Annotated in this window: 22 protein-coding genes; 11 read left to right on the forward strand and 11 right to left on the reverse strand. The window is 44.7% G+C overall.

Translation table 11 applies throughout. The features are described from left to right. Positions 1-154: 154 nt before the first annotated feature. The 5 genes from F6K51_RS00720 to F6K51_RS00740 all read right to left on the reverse strand — a co-directional run bounded on the left by F6K51_RS00720 (position 155) and on the right by F6K51_RS00740 (position 4,945). On the reverse strand, positions 155-337 hold the full coding sequence (locus F6K51_RS00720; protein ID WP_293017362.1) for a hypothetical protein: 183 nt from the start codon (positions 335-337) through the stop codon (positions 155-157). Beyond that, positions 325-783 (reverse strand): DUF29 domain-containing protein, encoded by a 459-nt coding sequence (locus F6K51_RS00725; protein ID WP_293017363.1) that lies wholly within the window; start codon positions 781-783, stop codon positions 325-327. The genes F6K51_RS00720 and F6K51_RS00725 overlap by 13 nt, the downstream gene beginning before the upstream one ends. A 169-nt stretch (positions 784-952) precedes the next feature. Next, complete coding sequence (locus F6K51_RS00730; RefSeq protein WP_293017364.1) at positions 953-3,283, reverse strand: pentapeptide repeat-containing protein; 2,331 nt, start codon at positions 3,281-3,283, stop codon at positions 953-955. A 20-nt stretch (positions 3,284-3,303) separates the two neighbouring features. Continuing rightward, positions 3,304-4,188, reverse strand: a complete 885-nt coding sequence (locus F6K51_RS00735) for a DUF1822 family protein (RefSeq protein WP_293017365.1) — start codon at positions 4,186-4,188, stop codon at positions 3,304-3,306. A gap of 271 nt (positions 4,189-4,459) precedes the next feature. After that, positions 4,460-4,945: a ribbon-helix-helix protein, CopG family gene (locus F6K51_RS00740; RefSeq protein ID WP_293017366.1), complete on the reverse strand. Its 486-nt coding sequence runs from the start codon at positions 4,943-4,945 to the stop codon at positions 4,460-4,462. Between the two features lie 390 nt (positions 4,946-5,335). Here F6K51_RS00740 and F6K51_RS00745 point away from each other — a divergent pair, with 390 nt between their 5' ends. Beyond that, positions 5,336-5,620 (forward strand): hypothetical protein, encoded by a 285-nt coding sequence (locus tag F6K51_RS00745; protein WP_293017367.1) that lies wholly within the window; start codon positions 5,336-5,338, stop codon positions 5,618-5,620. A gap of 9 nt (positions 5,621-5,629) precedes the next feature. On the opposite strand, the gene hrcA is transcribed toward F6K51_RS00745, so the two are convergent. Further along, entirely contained in the window at positions 5,630-6,721 is a 1,092-nt protein-coding gene (gene hrcA, locus F6K51_RS00750; protein ID WP_293017368.1) for a heat-inducible transcriptional repressor HrcA, read from the reverse strand. Between the two features lie 417 nt (positions 6,722-7,138). Next, positions 7,139-7,498, reverse strand: a complete 360-nt coding sequence (locus tag F6K51_RS00755) for a rhodanese-like domain-containing protein (protein ID WP_293017369.1) — start codon at positions 7,496-7,498, stop codon at positions 7,139-7,141. Between the two features lie 597 nt (positions 7,499-8,095). Here F6K51_RS00755 and F6K51_RS00760 point away from each other — a divergent pair. Together F6K51_RS00760 and cysE are read left to right on the forward strand one after the other, a co-directional pair. Further along, complete coding sequence (locus tag F6K51_RS00760) at positions 8,096-8,509, forward strand: hypothetical protein (RefSeq protein WP_293017370.1); 414 nt, start codon at positions 8,096-8,098, stop codon at positions 8,507-8,509. Positions 8,510-8,565: 56 nt separating this feature from the next. After that, positions 8,566-9,366 (forward strand): serine O-acetyltransferase, encoded by an 801-nt coding sequence (gene cysE / locus F6K51_RS00765; protein ID WP_293017371.1) that lies wholly within the window; start codon positions 8,566-8,568, stop codon positions 9,364-9,366. 39 nt (positions 9,367-9,405) lie between these two features. Here the strand turns inward: cysE and F6K51_RS00770 are convergent, their stop codons facing one another. Beyond that, positions 9,406-9,990: an Npun_F5749 family FMN-dependent PPOX-type flavoprotein gene (locus F6K51_RS00770; RefSeq protein WP_293017372.1), complete on the reverse strand. Its 585-nt coding sequence runs from the start codon at positions 9,988-9,990 to the stop codon at positions 9,406-9,408. A 167-nt stretch (positions 9,991-10,157) separates the two neighbouring features. Here F6K51_RS00770 and F6K51_RS00775 point away from each other — a divergent pair, with 167 nt between their 5' ends. Then, positions 10,158-10,376: a hypothetical protein gene (locus tag F6K51_RS00775; protein ID WP_293017579.1), complete on the forward strand. Its 219-nt coding sequence runs from the start codon at positions 10,158-10,160 to the stop codon at positions 10,374-10,376. A 327-nt stretch (positions 10,377-10,703) separates the two neighbouring features. After that, positions 10,704-10,982 (forward strand): RNA-binding protein, encoded by a 279-nt coding sequence (locus F6K51_RS00780; RefSeq protein WP_075902801.1) that lies wholly within the window; start codon positions 10,704-10,706, stop codon positions 10,980-10,982. 543 nt (positions 10,983-11,525) lie between these two features. Here the strand turns inward: F6K51_RS00780 and F6K51_RS00785 are convergent. Next, a complete protein-coding gene (locus F6K51_RS00785; RefSeq protein WP_293017373.1) occupies positions 11,526-12,608 on the reverse strand; it encodes an ATP-dependent 6-phosphofructokinase in 1,083 nt (360 codons plus the stop codon). A gap of 244 nt (positions 12,609-12,852) precedes the next feature. Here F6K51_RS00785 and fbp point away from each other — a divergent pair, with 244 nt between their 5' ends. From fbp to F6K51_RS00815, 6 genes are all read left to right on the forward strand, one after another. Continuing rightward, entirely contained in the window at positions 12,853-13,947 is a 1,095-nt protein-coding gene (gene fbp / locus F6K51_RS00790; RefSeq protein WP_293017374.1) for a class 1 fructose-bisphosphatase, read from the forward strand. A gap of 259 nt (positions 13,948-14,206) precedes the next feature. Next, positions 14,207-14,527, forward strand: coding sequence for a hypothetical protein (locus tag F6K51_RS00795; RefSeq protein ID WP_293017375.1), 321 nt, complete (start codon positions 14,207-14,209; stop codon positions 14,525-14,527). A 43-nt stretch (positions 14,528-14,570) separates the two neighbouring features. Further along, positions 14,571-15,725 (forward strand): transaldolase, encoded by a 1,155-nt coding sequence (gene tal / locus F6K51_RS00800; RefSeq protein ID WP_293017376.1) that lies wholly within the window; start codon positions 14,571-14,573, stop codon positions 15,723-15,725. Positions 15,726-15,938: 213 nt separating this feature from the next. Next, the gene (zwf, locus tag F6K51_RS00805) at positions 15,939-17,468 is read left to right on the forward strand and encodes a glucose-6-phosphate dehydrogenase (protein WP_293017377.1); all 1,530 of its coding nucleotides are present in this window, start codon (positions 15,939-15,941) and stop codon (positions 17,466-17,468) included. A 183-nt stretch (positions 17,469-17,651) separates the two neighbouring features. Then, on the forward strand, positions 17,652-19,007 hold the full coding sequence (gene opcA, locus F6K51_RS00810; RefSeq protein ID WP_293017378.1) for a glucose-6-phosphate dehydrogenase assembly protein OpcA: 1,356 nt from the start codon (positions 17,652-17,654) through the stop codon (positions 19,005-19,007). Between the two features lie 93 nt (positions 19,008-19,100). Further along, positions 19,101-20,612 (forward strand): cobyrinate a,c-diamide synthase, encoded by a 1,512-nt coding sequence (locus tag F6K51_RS00815; RefSeq protein ID WP_293017379.1) that lies wholly within the window; start codon positions 19,101-19,103, stop codon positions 20,610-20,612. Between the two features lie 75 nt (positions 20,613-20,687). Here the strand turns inward: F6K51_RS00815 and F6K51_RS00820 are convergent, their stop codons facing one another. Beyond that, complete coding sequence (locus F6K51_RS00820; RefSeq protein ID WP_293017380.1) at positions 20,688-21,785, reverse strand: hypothetical protein; 1,098 nt, start codon at positions 21,783-21,785, stop codon at positions 20,688-20,690. A gap of 97 nt (positions 21,786-21,882) precedes the next feature. Next, the gene (locus tag F6K51_RS00825) at positions 21,883-23,472 is read right to left on the reverse strand and encodes a hypothetical protein (RefSeq protein ID WP_293017381.1); all 1,590 of its coding nucleotides are present in this window, start codon (positions 23,470-23,472) and stop codon (positions 21,883-21,885) included. Positions 23,473-23,517: the final 45 nt, after the last annotated feature.

Genomic DNA, 23,517 nt, shown 5'->3' on the forward strand with positions numbered 1-23,517 from the left:
CATTACGACTAATTCCTTCCAGTTTTTCTCTCTGGTCTGAAGTTAGAAAAACCATTACCCGACGACCTCTTCCCATATTATCCAGTTTGTTTTCTGTCTATTACACTATTTTAAGCTTGCCACGCCAGTAGGGTGTGTTAGGGACGGGCTCGCCCTAATTTTCTCGGTAGCCAGTGTTAGGATAGCCCGTCCCGTAACGCACCGCCAGGGTTTGGACTACATCTTTACCACTACCATTCTCCTGAAACCTTCTGTTCCCTGTTCCCTGTTCCCTGTTCCCTATAGCTGAAACCCTTGATTTTTGGTTTAACTTGGTAAGTCCCACTAATTTTCCCAATCTTCGCTAGTATCACACCAAAAACTATCCTCAATCACCTCATCAAAGGAATAAAGACAAGCTTCTGGGAACGTTCGTATTGGTAAATTAGTTTCCCGCAACGCTAAATCAATACCTGCTTCATAGCCATCCATCATTGCTTCCGACCGGCGAGACTTTAAGCTGGGATTTTGCCGTAAATGCCGTTTAATTGCCCGACGTTGTTCTCGAATACTCAAAAACCAACTACGGCTACGATTATCTGGCTGATACTGCCACTTGAGCAGATGACCAAGCAGAACGCAAAGGCGACTTACTAATTCCCGATATTCTTGTCTTCCCAAAGCTTGAATTTCTTCCTCCAGATGCTGCCAATCAAGCTTAGAAAATTGCTTATGCTTCAGTGCTTGGGCTTGCTGCTGAGTCCAAGCATAAAAGTCTTGCTCGTATAGGGAAGGTTTATCCATAAAATTTAAAAAGTTATTACCGTTTTTTACATTATCCAAAATACCTATATCTTTTATTCTCTCTTGCCTATTGCCTAACCCAGTATGTTCACAAATCTAATTAAAATACGACTAACTGGAACAATCTTATCTATTATAAACCTTGATAAACCGTACACTATACGTCACACTATAAATCTCTCCAACCCTCAATCGTTGCCATCAAAATATTCACAAGGGGGTGCTCTATAGCTTCTTTTAACGCATCAACTCCTCCAGCTTTCAAGGCATTTATAACTTTAGCTTTCAGGGTAGGATTACTATTGATTTTTTCAGCAGCCTCAGCGACAACTGTTAATTTTTGAATTTCGGTTGTGCTTGGCTTGATTTGTGAAAGTTGGTTTAGGAGTTGTTGAATCTCTGCTGCTGCCTCTGCCAAATTTTTTGTTTGGGTTGGGGCATAGTAGTGCTGAGTGCCAATTATTTGGCTGTCCTTGACTGTTCCCGCGTAACCAAAACCGATTGAAGAATTGCTCTGGTCTATGTTGTTGGCTGCGAAATCAATAGTATTATAAATAGGTCTGTTAGCCTGGAGCTTAATGATTTCCACTAGCTCCGCACTTTGATGACGATAAATCTCTATTTCGCTATGCTTAGCCTTTAATTGAGCTAGATATTTTTCCTCGACTGCTTTAAGTGCTAACTCATAATTATGCTTGAAATCCTTTTCAATTTCAGCTTTGTTGAACTCCCTAGGTATGTTTATGCGAATCACGATAGTACCATCCCCCTTATTCTCAATAGATTGAATCGCTAACTCCTGTGCCCCGCTTTCAACTTTTATCTTCTGGAATGAGGGAAGAAATGCCTGCCAGTTAAGTCCATGAACGAAAATCAAATCAAGAGTTTCTAAAACTTTTTGAAATAACTTACTAAATTCTTCTGGAGCAAAGTTACCGCTATGGGGACGACGCTCTTGTTGAGAATCTCGCAGATAAACATAAGCACAAATTATCCCATCAAGATTTGTAGCACTATTGATATTCCAGTCTTGTATACAAGTCCCAGTCAATAATGCTTTTTCAAAGTTAGTATTCAATGCTTGAACTGCCCTTAGATTAGCTCCAGTCAAATTGGCTTGACTGAGATTAGCTTCACTGAGATTAGCGTGACTGAGATTAGCTCCAGTCAGATTAACTTGACTGAGATTAGCTTCACTGAGATTAGCGTGACTGAGATTAGCTCCACCAAGATTAACGTTACTAAGATTAGCTCCCCTAAGATTGGCTCCAGTTAAATTTATTTTGATTCGGTCTGGAACTAACTCAGTGTTTCTTTCCCTCCACTGATTCCAAGCTTCTACTCTTTTTTTGTATAAAATTAGGTCTTCGTTGTTTGGTTGCTGCTGAGTGATAAAGCTCATCGGAGCAAGATCATTCCAAATGGGAGGCAATTCTGCGGGATTCTGGAACAAAACTGGCAACCAACTAGCACAGGGAAAATCATTCTCCAATCCTTGCAGTTGTTCCCGTGCTTCCCTTACTGAAATATATAACGATTTTCCCTGTGAAAAAGACTTGAGAAATCCCTTTAAAAACTCCTGAACCACTAGATCGGGTACTGGCTCTCGCATCACAATAACTTGCGGGATGTGCAAGTCAGCTAAACTTTGTGCTAAACCTAGCCCATCACAAGAGTTAAAAATAGCTATATTTAATCGCCGTTCAATTGATTCTTTTAAAGCATTTTTTAAATCACTAACTATTAAGCTATCTGTTGGGTTAATACAAATATAGCCGCTCTTGCCATCTCCTTGGCTGTAACTATGCCCAGCAAAAAATAGGATATCCCAGCCTTTTTCGTCCCATAGTGCCCTATCTAATTCCAGGCGTGACGGCTCAACCAGAAACGTAGGTTCTGTATCAGGTAAATCTTCTAGTAATTCTCGGTCTTTTTCAAGATTAATTCCGTCACTGTTTCCCAGAACAGCTAAAATTCTCACCCTATCCTTGCTCATAGACGAGATAGGGGGCTTAACTTTATCAATTTTATCATAGGTTAATTCCCCCAAAGCCACCTCAGCCTTCCGGTAATAATCAAAAATGTCCCACAGATGCCAGGGGATTCGTCGTAACTGAATATCTTCCACTTGGATAATTACGCGAATTTCGTCAGAAGGACTTAAATTTTTCATAAATGCCTCTTTGACGACACGAAAATCTTCAGAATCAAGCCAAGTATTTAGACTTTTTACCAAGTTTTTGGATAATTTACGAAACTGATCGATACTGATGATCGAAGTGTTTAGCTCTGGTTTCTTCTTCAAAGCGCGTACAGAAAAGCCTAAGTCTTGATATATTAAATACCAGCGCTTATGGAGTTTTGCCAATTCTGGTACTGGAGGCAATTTACCTAGTCTTTTTATTGATGGTATAGCGCGTTCATTTCCAATTTTTATAGTAGCTGAACAACCAGTTTCAAGGGTTCCCTCTCCTAGATTTATTACAACTAATTTATCCATTTTATTTTTTATAAAAAAAACTAAACCATAAACAACTCTGTAAATCTGAAATTACCATAGTCTATTTTAACACTGAATTGATCTCCATAATCAGCACTAAACCTTAGCTGGAGCCCAAGCTCACCAAATTGTGATTGTGCTTCTATAAAAGTTTGACCTAAGTCATCAAGTAAAATCATCTTGGTATTTTCTGGTAAATCTTTTGGGTTGCTGATAGCATATAGCTGTAGGCGAATATCTACTTCATTATTAGTTTCTCTAGCCATATGGACGACTAAAGCCATCTGGCATCCATTATCCCAGGTAATTTTTTTAACTCGATTAACTCCTTTGATGTGCCTAGGAGCATATCTATAAGAATATTGTATTCTTCCTAAAATCCCTTCCCATGGATGCCAGTTTGCTTGCTCGGCCTCACGAAAGTCATTGCCCAACCAATTGTTCAATTTTACTCGTTTCTGATCAAGTTCAGTCTGCCAGGGATTTAGCACGGAGGTTTCAGGTTTTACTTTTAGCTCATCAATTGGCTCAGAAAGAAGACAGCAGTATTCTAATCGCTGACGGTCTAACACTTGTTTTACTGACAAAACTCGCAAAACTGGACAAGTAAAGCCAATAGAATTTAATTGTTGAGCATTTAAGGTTACAAAGGCTCCCAGATTATTAGCGATTGCACAAATCACCCCTTCAGCAACTTCAAAACCTGTAAGCTCTATAATTTTGTAAAATTGCTCTTTCTCCAAGATGGTGTAATCGACAGCACATTCCTTTAGAATTCCCATTACCATAGAGAAAATTTCTCTAGCATCTTTTTCGCTCCTCAGGCTTTTTGCGTAATAAAAGAATTTAGCTACAGTCGCTTTGGCAACATAGCCCTCCATGCGCTGGGATTCAATAATTTCCAACAACTTTAGCGTCTGTTCTGAAAACGACTCTTGCTCGATCAGGAGACACATCAAGACACTTAAACCTACCAAAACCCTCATAATTGAACATCAATAGCAGTTCTCAAATGAATAGACTACAGTCAACACACCCAGTGAACACACCCAGTCAATGTTGATTGCAGCAACAGCTCATTCTCAGCTTACCCCCTAATCAGGAATGGGGGCTATTCACGTGAAAACCGCTGTATGCATCTTGTAACTAAATTGAGTAACTAATTAGTTACTCAATTTAGTAGTCCTTGAATTTAGAGTCTCTTGGAATCTCGGGGTTTACTGAAGACTGTTTACCTTTTACTAGGTTACGCAATCGCGCTGATTTAGACCCATTTAATACAGAAAACCCAGGTTTACGGTTGCTTGGCTCCTGATCCAGCACCTGGTTTAGATTTTCCTTCATCTCCATGAATAACTCTTGCAATTCATCCAGACGCCTCTCTAGATTAGAGTCAGTCTTAGGTACAGGGGATACTCCCAGGGATTGAGCAACTCCTTGAATGGCAAGTGCGAGATCAGTAACATTGGTTTGTTTTCTGAGCTTATCAACGGAGGCTTGTACTACTGTTAAACGTTCTTCTACTGAGTCATCGGTTTCCAAACCCTGTCTCAGCAGTCTGTTGATTAACTCTGTAACTGAAATGCCCTTCTCCTCAGCGCGGTCTTTGAGGGCTTGTGCTAGGTCTTCAGATAGTCTGAAGCTAACTAGTTTCCTAGACATAACAATTTATTGACATTAACTAGTGATATACGTATTATAGCTTTTTTGGTGGCTAGTGATATACGTATTATAGCTGCTTGCTGATCAGTAATTACTATGATATGGTTCCTATAACCCAGTTAATATAGGTATTTCAGCTATTTTCAAAAAATATCCCCCACGTCAACCAGTCTCCTAGTGGAAAAATGTGATATACATGTGATATACAAAAGATGTACATCATTCAACATACTGATATGAAGCGTCTAAGAGACTTTTTCAGAAAAGCGAGAACTCCGATAGCAGTTATAAGCACAATTGTGGTCGGAGCTAAGGCTGCGATTGGGATTTGGCAAGATTTAGATTTAAACAGTCAAATCCAGGATATTATCAACAAAACCTGCGATCATAGTGAGTCTTCTGCTCAGACAAGCAGGAAAGATACAGACCTTCCTGAAGATCGAGCTCCTAAACTCTGAAGAAGCTACAGAAATCGGTGACTTGCCCACCCAGTGGCAAAGGGAATGGGTGGATTTGGGTGCATCTCTAGCTATGGTGATCAATGCTCTCTGTTTTAGGGAAGCAACTGAGTTGGGACTGAGAAATTTTTCCAGTCCCGTTAGCTATAGTAATGTGAATAATTTAGACAAAGAGCTTGAGGTCGCATTTCCGATCAACGTCTTGCTGTTACCGTAAGAAGTTGGTTTAAGCTGGTTGACTCAAGGCTTCCGTTAGATAATCTGCCGCTGCTTCCACTAATGCGATCGCATTTTCATAAATCATGCGAGTTGGTCCAATAATTCCCACACTTCCCACCGGCACTTGGTCTTGCTGATAGTTAGCAGATACCAAGGTACAGCCACGCATCGGTTCCAAGGAATTCTCCGCACCAATCCTAATATTCACACGAGAGTTAACTTCACACTCTTCCGGTACTTTAAAGATTACTGACCACAGTTGCTCCTGTTCCTCTTCCAACAGATGTAGCAAACCTAGAGTCTGGTCGATTTCCGAAAATTCTGGTTGACGCAACACCTCTGAGATGCCACGAATCATAATCGGGCTGGACTTAGGTGCTACAGTGCGGCGGGTCAACTCAGCTAATAAATTGCTGAAAAAATCCGCATAGCGGACAAATTCTCGGTCTAATTCACCCCAATCTAATTTCTCCAATTCCCTGAGAGTTCTTCCGCGCAGCTTACTATTCAAAAAGTTAGATAATATTTTTAACTCCCGCTCCACAATCGACTCATCAACCGTCCTATCATCCTCTGACTGGGGCAGATTCATCAATACCGACTGAGTTTCATAACTATCGGTAACTATAATCAACATCACCTGCCCTAGCTCTAGGTGCATCAACTGTAGATGGCGCAGGCGAGTAGTGCGATTGTCAGGGAAAGTAATTAAAGCAATATATCCACTAACCGTTGCCAGAATTTGAGCAGCATTCCGTAGCAATACCTCAAACTTAGCTTCCTCCCAGTTCAACTTCTCTGCCAATAAATTCTCAACATACTGACTCAAGGTTTCTGACGGTTGAATCAGCTGGTCAACATAGGTTCGATAACCTGAATCAGAAGGAACCCTACCTGCAGAGGTATGGGGTTGATATAGTAGTCCAACTTTTTCCAACATACTCATGCAAGAACGAATCGTCGCTGGACTAACACTCAGGTCATATTCTTGAACCAAGGCTTTAGAACCAACCGGTTCCGCCGTGGCAATATAGTGACGAATAGTCGCCCAGAGAATATGTTGTTGCCGACTTGTTAAACTTAGTTGTTGGCGAGACATTTTGAACCAAAGCTGAACTGAATTTTAAAGGGAAAAAAGTCTAAATTAGAGGGAGGAGTTACCATTAAGGTGATAAAACATAATAACTAGGAAGCGATGCAGCGCGGTTTTGGGGGTTTCCCCCATGAGCGACTGAATTAAGACATAGAATTTTGCCTAAAAGCTGGCTTGAGTTAAGCAGTCTTTAGTCCAAAACAGTAGGGCTGATAATTAGATATCCCAATCAATCACCAAAAATCAGGGTTGGTTTTGGTGAAAGTTGGAAGTATCTGGCATTTATCCATAGCTATGGCAGCTTCTGCTCACCCAAGGATTAAGTTGGTTATTAATACATTTTATCTAAAAATATTTGCTATAAGAACATTTGTTCTAAGATAGCAGAATCAACTCATAGCAGTAGTTAGCAGTGACCTGCAATTAGTAACGAGGAATGCTATCATCAACTATGATTGAGTAAGCGTCAATACCCCCAGCTACATTCTTGACATTCGTGAACCCCTGACTGATTAACCACTGACACATCTGAGCCGAGCGCATACCATGATGGCACATGACCATGGTTTCAGCTGTGGGGTCAAAGCGAGTAGAGATTTCCCCAGACCACTGAGCAAATTCACTCAAAGGCAGAATTTCAAACCCTTCTATAGAAGCGATCGCAACTTCTTGCCGTTCTCGGACATCAATAAGCTGTAACTGCTCCGGGGAATCTGCCATCTGCCTTGCCAGTTGTTCAACACTGATTTCAACAAGAGGTTGATCAAACGATTGAGCCACCATAGGACGGAAATAGCTGTAACGCGCTTGTTTTCGTAGTTTTGACCTTTATTCTACCTCTAGTAATCCCAATTTTATTTATTCACCCTAAATATAATGAGCAGGTGATGGGGTTATCAGCTATGGTAGCTGATTAATATCTACCAATATTTAAAGGAGTGACGATCAGCATTAACATCAGCTTTAAGTCGTCAGCTATCATGCTTAAAATAAACATCGAACACAATAATTTAATAGTTCGAGATTTTACAGAATTGAAAGTTTGGTCATTTGCCCATCTAAGTATTCAGGCGTTGGCTGATAGCACCTCAAGTAGCACCTCAAGTAGCGCTTAAGCTGATAGCTGATAGCTAATTGGTAAAGAATAAATTAATACCAAAGCTATAAATAAATAATTAATGTGGCAGATAGCAGAGTGTCACAGGTATTCCTATCAAACAACAGAGGTTTATAGGAAAATCTAAGTAAGTACTGTAATTTTTTATAGTTTACTCGTACTCAAATAGGGAGGAAATAGTAACAACTAGTCTTAGGAGGGTTTTGACAATGGTACGACAAGGTGTTAGAGGAGTCATAGCTTTAATAGTAGCCCTCTGTTCTATGCCAGTTTTATCTCAGACAGCGAATTTTGCTTCTTTAAACTTATCACCTGGTTTTTCCCCAAGTCAAGGACAGGTCAGTGGTCACACCGGTGGTGCTTACTCGTTGTCATCGATTGCGAATAGCGATCGCAACAATGATCCCTGTATCGGTTTTGGAGACCCTACTCCAGATCACCTGATGGTTTTGGAGACAGATTTCCCGAATTTAACTATAGGGGTCAACACAGGGGGAAAGGATACCACTTTACTAATTCAGTTTCCCAACAATCAGATCCTTTGTGGGGATGATACAGGTTCAAAAAAAGATGCCAGCATAACCGCACAAAATTGGCCAGCTGGGACATACCAAATCTGGGTAGGTTCCTTTGAGGGAGGACAAAGGTGGGATTACACCCTGACAGCTGTTGAGTAACTAAAAACGGTAAACTAGTTAGTAATCTGTTCAAGTATTAATTCTGGTGACCCCTAGTGCTATCTGCCCTGATTGCTGACTTCCGTATTATCTTTGAGCGTGACCCAGCTGCTCAGAACTGGCTGGAAGTTTTGTTCTGCTACCCTGGTCTACAGGCTCTGCTGTTCCATCGCTGCTGTCACTGGTTACATGTGATTGGGATTCCATTCATTCCTCGACTGCTGAGTCAGTTATCCCGATTTGTTACAGGTATTGAAATTCATCCGGGTGCCAAAATTGGTCATGGTGTATTTATCGACCATGGTATGGGTGTGGTGATTGGAGAAACCGCCATTGTGGGAGACTACTGTCTAATCTATCAAGGTGTTACCCTCGGCGGTACAGGAAAGGAAAGTGGCAAGCGCCACCCTACTCTAGGAGAAAATGTAGTGCTGGGAGCTGGTGCTAAGGTGCTAGGGAATATCCAAATTGGTAATAATGTGCGCATTGGTGCTGGCTCAGTGGTCTTGCGAGATGTTCCTTCCGATTGTACTGTCGTCGGTATTCCAGGTCGGATTGTCTATCGTTCCGGTGTGCGAGTCAATCCCCTTGAACATGGTAGCTTGCCTGACTCAGAAGCCAAGGTAATTCGAGCGTTAGTAGACCGGATTGAGTCTCTCGAACAACAGCTGCAAGAGTTAGCTCAGCAAAAATCTTCAATGGCATCAATGATGTCTGATCACTCTTCAACACCAGATGCTCCAGAGAAGGGGGCTAATGCCCCATGTTGTGATCTCCAGGATAAAGAAATTCGGCAGTTTTTAGATAGTTTTGATACTCCCACCGCTAAATCGAAGATTATAGCGGGGGATTCTTAAGAGCATAAAACTCTTACTGGCACAGCCAAACAGCCGAAGCTAAGGATTAACAGCTTTTTGAAACCACTCCCCAGAACTGTCTTGGTAGTAAAGCCATCGGTTTTGGGGGAAACCCTGCAACGCTAGGTGATCCACCTTGACTGGTTCGATCAATAATAGGCAAAAATTTGGCAAAGGCTGATCTAGGGCAGGTGGCGGTGGGGAAAAGGCTTGTTTATCTGCTACTCTGGCAACACCAGGGTCAGGCCAAGCAAATTGTAAACGAGCTGCATCAGAAAGATTTTGCCAAGTCTCTTGGCGGACTTGTTGAAGTCCTTCGTCGGCATAATCAGCAGTGATCAGGGTCAACTGGCCTGCTAAACGAAATTGTTCGCGAGTGTTAGGAAAGTACCAACAAACTTCTCCCCAGGGATGATGATTAATGTCGTGAATTTTCTGGCTACGGGTATCGGTAATAACTTTGAGTTGGTTGGAATTGTCCAAAAAACCTCGAAAAACTACGGTGCGGTTAGCCGGATAGCCCTTGGGGTCAACGGTTGCAAGTTGAAAGTAACGGGCATAAGCTAGGCTCCGATTGTGATGGAGTGCGCGAGCTAGGGGCGATCGCCAAAGAGCAATAGGCATTTTTTTTGAGACATAGCCCAGAAAATAGCGCAAATGTAGGGTAGTTTCAAGCTCAGGATGGAACCAAGTCGCAAGTTGGCTGACAAAACGTTAGAATCCCAATTAGAATCCCAATCTAATCACTCATACAACTATTGGCAGCACAACCAGCACCAGGAGAGCAACTCATGTTCCTCAATGAACTGACACCAATTTTTGAAGAATTTACTCAGCAGCCTGTAGCTTTTTTGGGCGGATTTTTTTCAGGAGTGTTCCGCCTGAATCTCTCAGATGATCCTCTCAAAAGTTGGCTAGAGGCTCAAACTGGCTCTGAAGCAGACAAAGATGGTCATAACAGAAGCGAAAATGATAAAAATAATGGTCCGCAGTCGATTTCCATTGATTAAGAGCTAATTCAACTCTATTTAGCGTGGGTGTTTGGGGTATAATTGGTGCTTAAGCACCACCCTAAAACATTTTTTTGATGAATTATTAAATAGTGTCAACTAGACAACCACTGATAATCCCGTAAGTGAGCTATCATGAAACGGTATTCACAAGTTCAGGGATTACTAGGGTAAAATTTTGATATTGCTTCCCCCCCCTGAGGTGGTTGCCCACTGTCGAAATTTACCACTGGTTCCTCAGATATGACCGTGAGCAACCAAAATACGTTGTACTCCGTTCTTCTGTGCCTCTGAACTTTAGTTCTATGTTCTGCCTCATCGATCGACATGACCATTTACGTCGGAAACCTGTCCTATCAAGCCACCGAAGACGACTTAAAAACAGTTTTTGGAGACTACGGCACCGTTAAACGAGTTGTTATGCCCACAGACCGTGAAACCGGCAAAATGCGCGGGTTTGCCTTTGTGGAAATGACAGAATCAGATCAAGAAGACTCAGCTATATCTCAGTTGGATGGTGCTGAGTGGATGGGACGTAGAATCAGGGTCAATAAAGCCAGACCTCGGGAAAATCGTAGTAACGCTCCACGGCGCAATTCCTGGTAGTTGGTAATCAGCTGTTGAACAAGATTGAGCGACGTATTCCCCCACCTGGCTATCGCCACGCTGCGCGAACGTTCAGGTGGGGGTTAGGGGCGCACATGTCTTACGCCTTCTGTCCGGTCAATCCGGTCAAGAAACGACAAATTCTGTGCTATAACTAGGTTTATGTTGAGCGGTACGGCAAAGGGCAGAACAAGATTCTGAACAACCTGGAGGCACGACCTCTCAACGAAAGGGAAATCAAACCTGTAAATCCTGTGTAGTCGGTTTATATACGTCAGACTCTAGGTGAGAGATTCTAAACATGGCCCCATAGCGGAAACGACTTGGGGGAACAGTCCAGCAAAAGTCCTGGAAGCAGGCGCGAGAATGCCGCCTGTCGCGAGGGATAAGCCCTTGTAATCAAGACGGACACTCCCACCTGGTACGCGAGGTGGGGGTACTTCACGAGTTCTCAATTTGACCGTTGACCGTTGACCGTTGACCACTAACAGTCAACAGTCAACAAGATTCATGTACTTAAAACGTTCATGATCTAAAAACTGTCTAATCTCCTAGACAAATACCTAATCCTCTAGCGGTTCTTACCAGAGTTCCGTTCGGATTCACAGCTTGATAATGCTTAATCGTTTCCTCAATCGGTACACTTACAACCTGGCGATATTGCCATGTAACCATCTGGTCATATCGTTCATTGGCGATTAAGTCAACTGCTGCCACACCGAAGGCTGAGGCAATTAAGCGATCAAGGGGTGAAGGAGTGGCACCCCGCTGGGTGTGTCCAAGAACTGTAACTCGCGTTTCCGCTCCAATCGAATTACAAATCTCTTGGGCTAGATATTGGCCAATGCCACCTAATCGACATTCACCAAACCCCACATTACTCTGAAGCACCTCACCGCTTGCAGTGCGAACCGCCTCGGAAACTACGATTAAACAGAAGTTTCGCCCCTGCTCCTGAAGTTGCTTAATTTTATGGCAAACATTGTCAAGGGTATAAGGAATTTCTGGAATCAGAATAACGTCAGCCCCTCCTGCAATGCCAGCACTGATAGCAATGTGACCAGCATCACGCCCCATCACTTCCAAAATCATCACCCGGTCATGGCTAGCCGCTGTGAAATGTAAGCGATCTAGAGCTTCGGTGGCAATGTTAACGGCAGTGTCAAACCCAATGGAGCGTTCGGTAATGGCAACGTCATTATCGATAGTCTTGGGTATACCTACCAATTTCATCCCCCCTTGTTGGGCAAGTTTGCGCAAAATAGCCAAACTGCCATCACCTCCAATACCAATTAGAGCGTCTAGACCCAGTTGGTGATAGCCATCAGCAATATCACTGCTGCGATCGCATAGCGTACCATCTGGCATCGGAAAAGCAAAGGGGTCGCCTTTGTTAGTAGTGCCAAGCATTGTACCACCCATAGTCAAGATCCGATCAACCTTGTCCAAAGTTAGGTTAATCGCTTGAGGCGGATTTTGCATCAACCCCTGAGTAGCCCGACAGATGCCAAGCACCTCCCAGTTGTAAGTAGCCACAGCTCGGTGAGTCACAGCTCGAATCACCGCATTGAGACCAGCACAATCTCCACCACTGGTGAGAATGCCAATGCGTTTAGTTTCTCCCATAATCTCCGTTTAAGGTTGCAATGCTTATGTTCAGATCAATTTGACCTCAGGTATAGCCTCCAAGACAAGAAAAATGGTGTGAAGATTTGATTTCTGTATTTCTTCTAAAGTTATTAAGCATCATCAAAAATGCCTCCCTAAGATAGAAAGTGAAGAGGACTAGGCACTGGGCCAATCGGTACTCTTGCGAACACCAACATCTCTGACAAACCAAGTGCCCTAAGACCTAGGGAGGACAAAAATTATGGCAGAGGGAGCTGAACCTAGAACTCAAGAAAGAGCCCTGGATCGGGATTGTAAAACGTTATCCCGTCACGTTTTCGAGCAACTCCAAAGTTTTTCGATGGAGGCACAAGACCTAAGTGCCCTCATGAATCGCATCGCCCTAGCTGCCAAGCTAATTGCTCAACGCATGAGCCGAGCTGGTTTGATGGAAGGGGTGTTAGGATTCACCGGTGAAGTCAATGTGCAGGGTGAATCTGTCAAAAGGATGGATCTCTATGCCAATGATGTTTTCATCTCGGTATTTAAGCAAAGTGGTCTCGTCTGTCGCTTGGCCTCCGAGGAAATGGAAAAACCCTACTATATCCCGGAGAATTGCCCAATTGGACGTTACACTCTGCTGTATGACCCCATTGATGGTTCCTCCAATATCGACACGAACTTGAATGTTGGTTCGATTTTTTCGATTCGTAAGCAAGAAGGAGAGGATCTAGACGGGGAAGCCCGTGATCTTCTCCAAAACGGGCATAAGCAAATTGCTGCTGGCTACGTTCTCTATGGTCCTAGCACAATGCTGGTGTATTCCATCGGCACGGGTGTTCATGCCTTCACTCTCGATCCAACCTTGGGAGAGTTTATCCTGTCGAAGGAAAACATTCAGGTGCCAGAACATGGCCCAGTGTATAGCACCAATGAAGGCAACTTCTGGCAGTGGGAAGAATCCATACGGGACTATGTTCGCTATGTCCATCGCCATGAAGGCTATACCGCTCGCTATGGTGGGGCATTAGTGGGAGATTTTCACCGCATCTTGTATCAGGGCGGTGTATTCCTTTATCCCGGTACTGTGAAAAAACCAGAAGGGAAGTTGCGTCTACTATACGAATCTTCTCCCCTAGCCTTTTTGATAGAACAAGCCGGAGGCGCTGCCAGTACAGGTACCGAAGACATTTTGGACACTGTGCCAACAACCCTCCATGCTCGTACTCCATTAATTATTGGCAGCAAAGAGGATGTAGCTTTGGTCAAGTCCTTCATCGAGGAAAAGGCAAGGCAGGCGCAAGAAAAGTTGGAAGTGGCAGGGCACGTAGATCAGGGTGAACCGGTTGAAGGTTAACTGGTTGAAGGTTGAAGGTTGAAGGTTGAAGGTTAACTGGTTGTTCGCGTAGCGTGGCCTTTTGGCCAAGGTTAAGCGGTTGTTCGCGTAGCGTGGCCTTTTGGCCAAGGTTAACAGGTTGAACGCGATGGACGAAGTCCCGCAATCGAGCGATCGCGTGGCCTTTTGGCCAAGGTTAACAGGTTGAACGCGATGGACGAAGTCCCGCAATCGAGCGATCGCGTGGCCAAAGGCCAAGGTTAACCGGTTGAAGGTGGCAATGAATACCTCCCTACCCTTCGGTTTTTCCTTTGGGGTAAGGCCACGGCTAATCTTTGAGAAAAGCTTCGCCGAACTCCAACCAACCGTCAAGCCAATAGTCAAGCCAATAACTTTCAACCAACCAACTAACCCTACACCGAACCCCAAGGCGAACAACCAATCAACCAACCTTCAACCAATCAACCTTCAACCACCCAACCTTCAACCACCCAACCTTCAACCAACCAACCTTCAAGCAACCAACCTTCAACCAACCAACCTTCAAGCAACCAACCTTCAACCTTCAACCAACCAACCCTACACCGAACCCGAAAGGTGAACAACCTTAAACCCTTGACAAATAACACATAAGGAGCTAAGCAATGACAACGACAGCCGAGAATCCGATTTTTCAGATTGAAAAAAATTATGGTCAGAGTATCTGGATGGATAATCTCAGCCGCACGCTGATTGAGTCTGGAGAACTAAAAGAACTGATTAAAACCCGGGGAATTTGTGGGATAACCTCCAACCCAGCAATTTTTGAAAAAGCGATCGCAGGCAATGCCATCTACGATACCGATATCGAAGCCGGTATTCGTGCCGAGAAGTCGGTGATGGAAATTTACGAAACCCTGGTATTTGAAGACATTTCTAATGCTTGTGATATCTTCAAACCTGTCTACGACCAAACCAATGGGTTAGATGGTTACGTCAGCATTGAAGTCCCACCCACTATCGCCAAAGATACTCAAAGCACGATTTCCGAAGCCCAACGCTATTACGAAGCTATTGGTAGGGAAAACGTGATGATTAAGATTCCCGGTACCCCAGAAGGGTTACCCGCAGTAGAGCAAGCTATCAGTGAAGGTATCAACGTTAATGTCACCTTGCTCTTCTCTGTAGAAAGCTACGTTGAAACATTCTGGGCTTATATCCGGGGTTTGGAAAAACGAGCCGCAGAAGGGAAAGATATTAGCAAGATTGCTTCTGTAGCTAGTTTCTTCCTCAGCCGCATTGATACCAAAGTGGATGCCAAATTGGAGGAAAAAAGTGCGGCGAGCGATGACCCCAATGTGACAGAGAAGCTAAAGGGAATCGAAGGCAAAGTTGCGATCGCTAACGCTAAAGTTGCCTACCAGAAGTACAAAGAAATTATCCAAAGCGATCGCTGGAAAGCTCTATCAGCAAAAGGTGCACAGGTACAGCGGTTATTGTGGGCAAGCACCAGCACCAAAAACCCTGCCTACAGTGATGTGATGTATGTCGATGAACTCATTGGACCGAATACTGTCAACACCCTGCCTCCCAATACCATCGAAGCTTGTGCCGATCACTGTTCCCCAGAAAGTCGGATTGAGACAGGTGTTGAAGAAGCTTACCAAACCATAAACTCTCTTAACGATCCTGATGTCAATATCAATCTCAGCGAAGTTATGGATGAATTACTTGAGGAAGGGATCGTTAAATTTGTTAAGCCCTTTGATTCCTTAATATCATCTTTAGAAAGCAAAGTCAAACTATTGGCTACGGTGTAATAGAAGACGTTGAAGGTTGCCAGTTAATTTAGGTTGAAGGTTGTCGGTTGACAAAATGGCTTCGATAGAAAGCTAATTTAAAGTGTTAACCGTCACCCTTCAGCCTACCCTAAAACGAACACCTGGGTAACAACAACCTTTAACCTTTAACCTGATAACCTTGGCCAAAAGGCCACGCTACGCGAACACCCTGATCACCTTCAATAGGCAAAGATGGTTACTCTGCTAGAAAATCCCTTAAGAGTGGGCTTGCAACAGGAGCGCACGCCAGAACCATTGATTATGGTGATTTATGGCGCGTCCGGAGATTTGACTAAACGCAAGCTCGTACCAGCACTTTACCAGCTTAAACGAGAACGACGTCTACCACCAGAAATTACTATCGTTGGTGTTGCCCGTCGAGATTGGACTCATGACTACTTCCGGGAACAAATGCGGGAGGGAATTGAGGAATTTTCCGACGGGATTCAATCGGAGGAGTTGTGGCAAGACTTTGCCGATGGCCTGTTTTACTGTTCCGGTGACATGGATAAAGCCGAAAGTTACCAGAAGCTGAAAGCCTTCTTGGCAGAACTCGATGGTAAACGGGGAACACGGGGAAACCGGGTATTTTATTTAGCGGTAGCTCCCAGATTCTTCACAGAAGCCATCCAGCAATTGGGGGCAGCGGGAATGTTGAGTGACCCAGTCAAGCAGCGCTTGGTAATTGAAAAACCCTTCGGAAAGGATTTAAGTTCAGCTCAATCTCTGAACCGGGTGGTACAAAAAGTTTGCAAGGAAGAGCAAATTTACCGCATTGACCACTATCTCGGCAAAGAAACCGTTCAGAATCTGTTAGTGTTCCGTTTTGGTAATGCTATATTTGAGCCCCTTTGGAATCGCCAGTTTGTTGACCATATCCAAATTACCGTAGGCGAATCGGTAGGGGTAGAGGAACGGGCAGGTTACTACGACAAATCCGGCGCACTGCGGGATATGGTGCAGAACCATTTGATGCAGCTATTTTGCCTAACGGCCATGGAAGCTCCCAATGCTCTGGACGCTGACAGTATCCGTACTGAAAAGGTCAAGGTGATTCAAGCTACTCACCTGGCAGATATTCATAATCTAGAAAATTCAGCAGTGCGGGGTCAGTATGCAGCAGGTTGGATGAAAGGCAAACAAGTGCCTGGGTATCGGGAAGAGAAAGGGGTTGACCCCAATTCCACTACCCCCACCTATGTCGCCCTCAAGCTACTGATTGATAACTGGCGCTGGCAAGGAGTTCCCTTTTACCTGCGCACGGGAAAACGACTGCCGAAGAAGGTCAGTGAGATCTCCATTCAGTTTCGTAAAGTTCCCTTAATGATTTTTAAATCTGCTGCTCAGCAGACTAGCCCCAACGTCTTAACCCTGCGCTTGCAGCCCAATGAGGGAATTTCTCTGCGTTTTGAGGCGAAACGGCCAGGACCAGATTTGCGCACCCGCACCGTAGATATGGACTTTAGCTACGGTTCTTCCTTTGGTGTGGCAACCGCTGATGCCTATAATCGACTGTTACTTGACTGTATGTTAGGGGATCAAACCTTGTTTACCCGTGCTGATGAAGTGGAAGAAGCCTGGCGGGTAGTGACACCAGCCTTAGCAGCTTGGGATGGTCCGGCTGACCCAGCATCGATACCTCAGTATGAAGCAGGAACTTGGGAACCGAAGGAAGCTGAAAACCTCATTAATCGAGATGGGCGTCGTTGGCGCAGACTTTAAGTTAGTTAGTCAGTAGTCACTACTGACTAGTGACTACTGACTAATCAGGACTTACGCACAGACTCAATGGGTAGGGTGGGCAAAACCTTGCCCACCCTACAGGTAGCGTTAAATTGAGGGATTTGCCTAAGTCCTATAATGACTAGTGACTAATGACTATTGACAAAAAACAAGTGAATTGCTATGGCTACACAATCTCCTCCGGTGCTTTCGATACAACCACCCAAAGATGTTTCTTTGGGTGAAATTGAAGCGGAACTGCGTCAAATTTGGCAAAGCTATGGTGAAAACGGTGATTCGCCCAGTGCGATCAGGGCAACCACATTTAGTTTAGTGGTTTATGAACCCGAAGAAACCCAGCAGCTCTTAGCAGCACTGGGATATTATTCCGGTCCAATTGATGGTATCCTAGGCCCGCGCATGGTGGCTGCTCTCAAGGCAGCACAGAAAGCCTACGGATTGGAAAGAACGGGTAAAGCAGATGAGGCGACTAAGGCAAAACTACGGGAGGAATACAATGAATCTGTCCAGAAGGGACAGACCCAGAAGAAGCTAGAGTATTCCGGTGATTTAGAAGGATTTGGAATTGCCGATGCGATCGCAGCCTCTAACCCCTGTCGCATTATTGCCCTTTGTCCTATTGCCGGAGAAGATGAAGGGGTTAAGGCTCAGGTATCTGCCTCTTGCCCCATTCAAAAGCAAAGCCAGAGTACATTAATATGTTGTGAATACATCACCCTAACTGGCACGGCTGCTGCGTTGGAACGGATTAGCGGTGTCATTTCGGAATTGATGTTACCAGAACTGCCGAAATTCCTATGGTGGAAGGGAACTCCCGATCCTAATTATGGGTTGTTCCAACGCTTAGCAGGGCTAAGTAATACCGTCATTGTTGACTCAAGTAGCTTTAACAATCCAGAGGAACAGTTATCACAAATGTGTGAGCTGATCAATCAGGGCACACCAGTGGCTGACCTGAATTGGGCACGGTTGGCAGCATGGCAAGAGTTAACCGCAGAAGCATTTGATCCACCAGAACGTCGTGGGGCAATCTACGAAGTTGATCAAGTTACCATTGATTACGAAAAAGGGAATGAGGCTCAAGCACTGATGTTTCTGAGTTGGTTAGCATCTCGCTTAGAATGGCTTCCCACGTCTGATCTCAAAGAAGGTGGGGATTACGACCTGCGGCGTGTTAAATTTATCAGACCCAACCAGCAACCTGTAGAAGCAGAATTGGCAGCTATCCCCGTAGCTGATGTCGGAGATGTGGCAGGTGATTTGATTAGCCTGCGCTTGGGTTCGACCAACCTGCAAGCTGATTGCTGCACTGTATTGTGTTCACAAACCACTGGTTGTATGCGGATGGAAGCTGGTGGTGGTGCTCAGTCTTGCCGCATTCAGCAGGTATCGCCTTTATTTGACCAGAAGACAGAGTTTTTGCTCTCTCAGCAATTACAACGCTGGGGTCGGGAGATGCTATACGAAGAAAGTATGGCAGTAACCAAGGAAATTTTGAAGTTGACGGTAACAAGTTGAAGGTTTGACAGAAGCGTTGAAGGTTAACAAGTTGCACGTTCAATGTTGAGATCATAAACTTTAACCTTAAAACCTTAAACCTTCAACTCTTCAATGGCTTTAATCATCGCTGGTGAACGTAGTGGGGTGGGCAAAACAACAGTTACGCTCGCCCTATTGTCGTATTTATCCAAGTGTAACTATAAAATTCAATCCTTTAAAGTCGGTCCGGATTACATTGACCCGATGTTTCATCAGCGGGTTACGGGACGTCCTTGTCGGAATTTAGACCCAGTATTAACCTCTGAAGATTATGTTAAAGATTGCTTTTATCGCCATTGCCAGGGAGTAGATTCTGCCCTGATTGAAGGGGTGATGGGGTTATTTGATGGAGCATCAGGAAAGGATGATTTTGCCAGCACAGCTCATGTAGCGCGGCTGTTAGACATACCAGTGTTATTAGTGTTGGATTGCTCTCGGTTATCTCGTTCCGTGGCTGCGATCGCATATGGCTATCAATCCTTCGATCCCAGGATTACCATAGCTGGGGTAGTTTTGAATCGAGTCGGAAGCTCACGCCATTTGGAATTGCTCAAGGATGCTCTCGAACCGTTACACATTCCTGTATTAGGAGAGCTACAGCGTCAGGATAATATAACTATTCCCGATCGGCACTTGGGCTTGATACCTACTGCTGAAATTACTCAACTGGATGCTTTGATTAACCGACTTGCTGATCTAGGACAGAATTGCTTTAATTGGGAGCATCTTCACTTAGAGTTGAAGGTTAAGAGGTTACAGGTTGAAGGTTCTTCGGAGTTGAAGGTTAAGAGGTTACAGGTTGAAGGTTCTTCGGAGTTGAAGGTTAAGAGGTTACAGGTTGAAAGTTCTCTAGACAACCTGCAACCTACCAACCTTCAACTTGTAACCTCTAATAACCGACCACCTGCTCTAATCCGAATTGCTGTAGCATGCGATCGCGCTTTTAGTTTCTATTACCAAGACAATCTCGATAGTTTGGAACAGCTAGGAGCAGAGTTAGTGTATTGGAGTCCCCTCACCGATACCACTTTACCTCCTGATATACAAGGGATGTACTTTGGTGGTGGTTTTCCAGAAGTTTTTGCTGAGCAACTCGCCGAAAATACTAGTGCGCGAGAGTCAGTGCGAACAGCTATAGAGTCAGGGATGCCCACTTATGCTGAGTGTGGCGGATTGATGTATTTGGGGGAGCAGATTACAGATTTTGACGGGAAATCTTGGTCAATGGTAGGGGTATTACCCACGGTTACGGTGATGGGAAAATCCCTTACTTTAGGATATCGACAGGCAACTGCTTTGGTCGATGGACCCTTGTTACCTGTCGGAGCAACGGTTTGGGGACATGAATTTCATCGCTCCCACTTGACAGTCATGCCCTCCAATCCCTTGTTTGAGTTACGGGGATATAACCAGAGAAAGGTTGGAGTTGAAGGTTGGCAAGTCTATCAGCTCCATGCTTCCTATGTTCATCTCCATTGGGGTAGTTGTCTAGAAGTTCCGGTTCGATTTTTGCAATGCTGTCAAATGTGGTGTAAGAAAAAGAATCAAGCAACGTCCTGGCTGAGTGCTGAATCCGGTCGTTGATCAACACGAATCCCATCTTTGAAGTTCACTGCTTCAATCACCTATCTGTGTCAGGTTGTTGATTCCACCTGGAGTTTATGCATTATCCAGGATGTTATTACCTTTACAGCTTTTCTCGACTGTCTTAAACTGCTGGCGACCAGCACCCTTGACTAACTGAACAGCAAACTGGGATGCCGTAAACACAGGAGGTTTGTCTAAAGCACCTTGAGCCTGTAGATTCTCGATCAGGTCATTCTTAATTTGATTAATATCTAGTACACCAGAACTGAGGGTGTCACATCGAAAAGTAATAGGTGAAGTAACAGCATTACCACCATTCTCAAGAATCTGCTCCCCAGCTGTATGGCCACCGATTCCCAAGCCACGTAGGGCGACTTCATAGTCGGGCGCATTAATCACCCCAAAATTTAGCCCCTCCGGTGGTTCAGTAAAATCGATCCTCTGGGGTACACCATTGAACAGACAGATCAGTACATTATTGGAGACACGATCCATACGCAGGAGCGGTAAGACGTTGGTACCTTCCTCATCGCTGTAGGCAGTAACTTCTAACCCTGGCCAGCCACTGACCACAGCAGAGCGCAATAACACTCCAGTAAGGGTACCTCCCACTGCCGCCTTATCAACTGTAGGCTTAGCCCGCAGCTTAGCACGCACATTATGCTGTGCCAAAGCAGCAGCTTGTACAGTTTCTTCAAAAGTGGTAAGCACCTGTACATAATCCTGAGTGGAACCAAGAGCAATGTTAACGGCACCGTCAATCAGGCGATTGGTCCAGTTTTGGTCAATATAAAAAAAGCGAATTGACTCAATAGGCAGCATAGCTGCATCAGGTACTAGGTACTCAAAGGGCACACCATAGAGGAGGATCAAACGTGCTAGCCACTGAACAATGTTATCGGGAATGGTAATTGGCGGAGGAGTATCAGCTTCAGTAGCCTGTGTAGACAGCTTGACCGCAGCAGTAGGCAGAGGAGTATCAGTTTCAGTAGCCTGTGTAGCTAGCTTGACCGCAGCAGTAGATACACCTACCGCTTTTCGGTACACTTTGAGTAATTGTTGGTGTCCTTGGGTTGAGTTGTTCACAGATTCTTCTCTTAAAGCATCTTGGATTTGGTCTTCCAGAAGTAAGGACTTAGGGGAGTGTAGGTCTAGACCCCACAAACTCAAATCCTTACTTTTTTCTACATACCACTCACTACTAGCCTGACAGGCTTGTGTTTGTGGGTGGGATGGTGTTGCGCCAATCCCACCTGTTGACAGAGCCCTAGGTATCTTCAGTCAGAGGATGCTGCAGGTGTTGAAACAATAGATGCAGAGCATCGTTGCCAGCAGTAAGTTGACTCTGCCATAGGTTAGAGTCAATCACACCAGGCAGCTGACCAGTAGCTTGGTCACGACAATGATGAGGTTGAACTAGATTGATGCGTTTAGCAGGTGTCGAGGTCTGAGCTTGGATGCTGGCTCTGGGCTGTGTAGGAACAGTAACCATTTGGCTAAGCAGATTCATGGCCGAGAGCAGTATGGGAGTAACCTCAGTTTTGGGAATTTGCCCCATTTGTAAGGTTGGCTGGATTGTTAATTGCTGAAGGTGTTCTTCTGCTACCGCACCATGTTGTTGCTGGTAGTAATTAAGCCGCCACTCAAACAAAGCACGGGCAAAAGCTGCATCCGAAAGAGCCAAGAGCTGGCCAATTTGCCAAGCACTAGCAAATGCCATATTGAACAGACCAGTTTCTGGGTCGTAGCGAATTGCTCGATCGCTAAAGAAATACGGTCCTAGCGTATCAGGCTTAGTGGGGACTGGTGTCAACGGACCACGATACCAAGAAGTCGTTACCTCTCCAGTTCGGGTGGTGTTTTGCAAGGGAATATAACCAATTTCCAAGGCTTCCTGAACAGCAGTTTGTGCCTGTTGCGTTACCGAATCACCCTCAGGAGATGGAAAAGCTGTGTGGGTAGGCTGCAGCAAATCAATACCACCACGCTCACAGAGGTTTTGCATATAGTACAGAAAACTACCTCGCGATGCTGCAGCAGTAAAAGCCCATCGCGCTAAAACCACTAAGCGGATCTTGGTGAAGTTGCTAGGAATACCTGAGTTTCCATGGAGATGATCCTGGTGTCCTTCAAGAGATACCAAAAAACAAATATTTTCAGCGTTAGTTTTGGGCAGGCGATTGCCCACTACGACAGAAAACCAACCATCCTCTAACATGTTCAACACTTCTTTTTGATCCGTGTTGACCTCACGCACATGAGCTAGAAAAGGCAACTCCACTAAGGATGGTGAAATTGCTTGGAAAACCCCCAGATCCAAATCCACTGCCAACAACTGGCTGTTCCTTTCCTCCTCAGTTAAATCAGCCGCATCAATTAAAGTGGGGGGTAAAATGCTACCATCACCAGGATCGATCAAATCGTTTACTGTAATAGTGATAGGCTGAGTACCGTTGATTTCTTCAGGGTAAACGGTCAGAAGTGCCAACCAAGGAGGTACTGTACCATCAGCATCACCACGACTATTAGTGCTGCCATCAATCGTACGCACCCACGGTAAGGTACGGGTACGCAGCACTACATGACAGAGAGATTCCTCATAATTACCCACCTCATTTGCAGGTGGATAGACAGATTGCAAATCCTGGGGTGGCAGGCGAAAACGTGGCCCAGTCACAACAAAGGGGGACTGGGTACCGAAAAGGTTATTATCAGGCTGGGATTTTAGATTTTCTATAGTCTGCTGAGCCAAAAACTGATAACCACCAGCTTGCAAGGGTGGTTCAGCAGCAGCATAAAAGCGCACTTGACCTGGCTTGAGGTCTTCGTTGGCGGTGGCGAGGGCGATATTAGTCATAGAGATTATTACTTATGGGCGCTATTAGTCGTAGCTAAGGTTATA

Origin of the sequence: Moorena sp. SIO3I8, assembly GCF_010692325.1 — a bacterium.
Taxonomy (GTDB): Bacteria; Cyanobacteriota; Cyanobacteriia; order Cyanobacteriales; family Coleofasciculaceae; genus Moorena.

Bases quoted from the DNA above. Each gene is read 5' to 3' on its own strand.
- F6K51_RS00725 (WP_293017363.1), bottom strand. From the start codon at position 783: ATGGATAAACCTTCCCTATACGAGCAAGACTTTTATGCTTGGACTCAG.
- F6K51_RS00730 (WP_293017364.1), bottom strand. From the start codon at position 3,283: ATGGATAAATTAGTTGTAATAAATCTAGGAGAGGGAACCCTTGAAACT.
- F6K51_RS00740 (WP_293017366.1), bottom strand. From the start codon at position 4,945: ATGTCTAGGAAACTAGTTAGCTTCAGACTATCTGAAGACCTAGCACAA.
- hrcA (WP_293017368.1), bottom strand. From the start codon at position 6,721: ATGTCTCGCCAACAACTAAGTTTAACAAGTCGGCAACAACATATTCTC.
- F6K51_RS00755 (WP_293017369.1), bottom strand. From the start codon at position 7,498: ATGGTGGCTCAATCGTTTGATCAACCTCTTGTTGAAATCAGTGTTGAA.
- F6K51_RS00760 (WP_293017370.1), top strand. From the start codon at position 8,096: ATGCCAGTTTTATCTCAGACAGCGAATTTTGCTTCTTTAAACTTATCA.
- F6K51_RS00770 (WP_293017372.1), bottom strand. From the start codon at position 9,990: ATGCCTATTGCTCTTTGGCGATCGCCCCTAGCTCGCGCACTCCATCAC.
- F6K51_RS00775 (WP_293017579.1), top strand. From the start codon at position 10,158: ATGTTCCTCAATGAACTGACACCAATTTTTGAAGAATTTACTCAGCAG.
- F6K51_RS00780 (WP_075902801.1), top strand. From the start codon at position 10,704: ATGACCATTTACGTCGGAAACCTGTCCTATCAAGCCACCGAAGACGAC.
- F6K51_RS00785 (WP_293017373.1), bottom strand. From the start codon at position 12,608: ATGGGAGAAACTAAACGCATTGGCATTCTCACCAGTGGTGGAGATTGT.
- fbp (WP_293017374.1), top strand. From the start codon at position 12,853: ATGGCAGAGGGAGCTGAACCTAGAACTCAAGAAAGAGCCCTGGATCGG.
- F6K51_RS00795 (WP_293017375.1), top strand. From the start codon at position 14,207: ATGAATACCTCCCTACCCTTCGGTTTTTCCTTTGGGGTAAGGCCACGG.
- tal (WP_293017376.1), top strand. From the start codon at position 14,571: ATGACAACGACAGCCGAGAATCCGATTTTTCAGATTGAAAAAAATTAT.
- zwf (WP_293017377.1), top strand. From the start codon at position 15,939: ATGGTTACTCTGCTAGAAAATCCCTTAAGAGTGGGCTTGCAACAGGAG.
- opcA (WP_293017378.1), top strand. From the start codon at position 17,652: ATGGCTACACAATCTCCTCCGGTGCTTTCGATACAACCACCCAAAGAT.
- F6K51_RS00815 (WP_293017379.1), top strand. From the start codon at position 19,101: ATGGCTTTAATCATCGCTGGTGAACGTAGTGGGGTGGGCAAAACAACA.
- F6K51_RS00825 (WP_293017381.1), bottom strand. From the start codon at position 23,472: ATGACTAATATCGCCCTCGCCACCGCCAACGAAGACCTCAAGCCAGGT.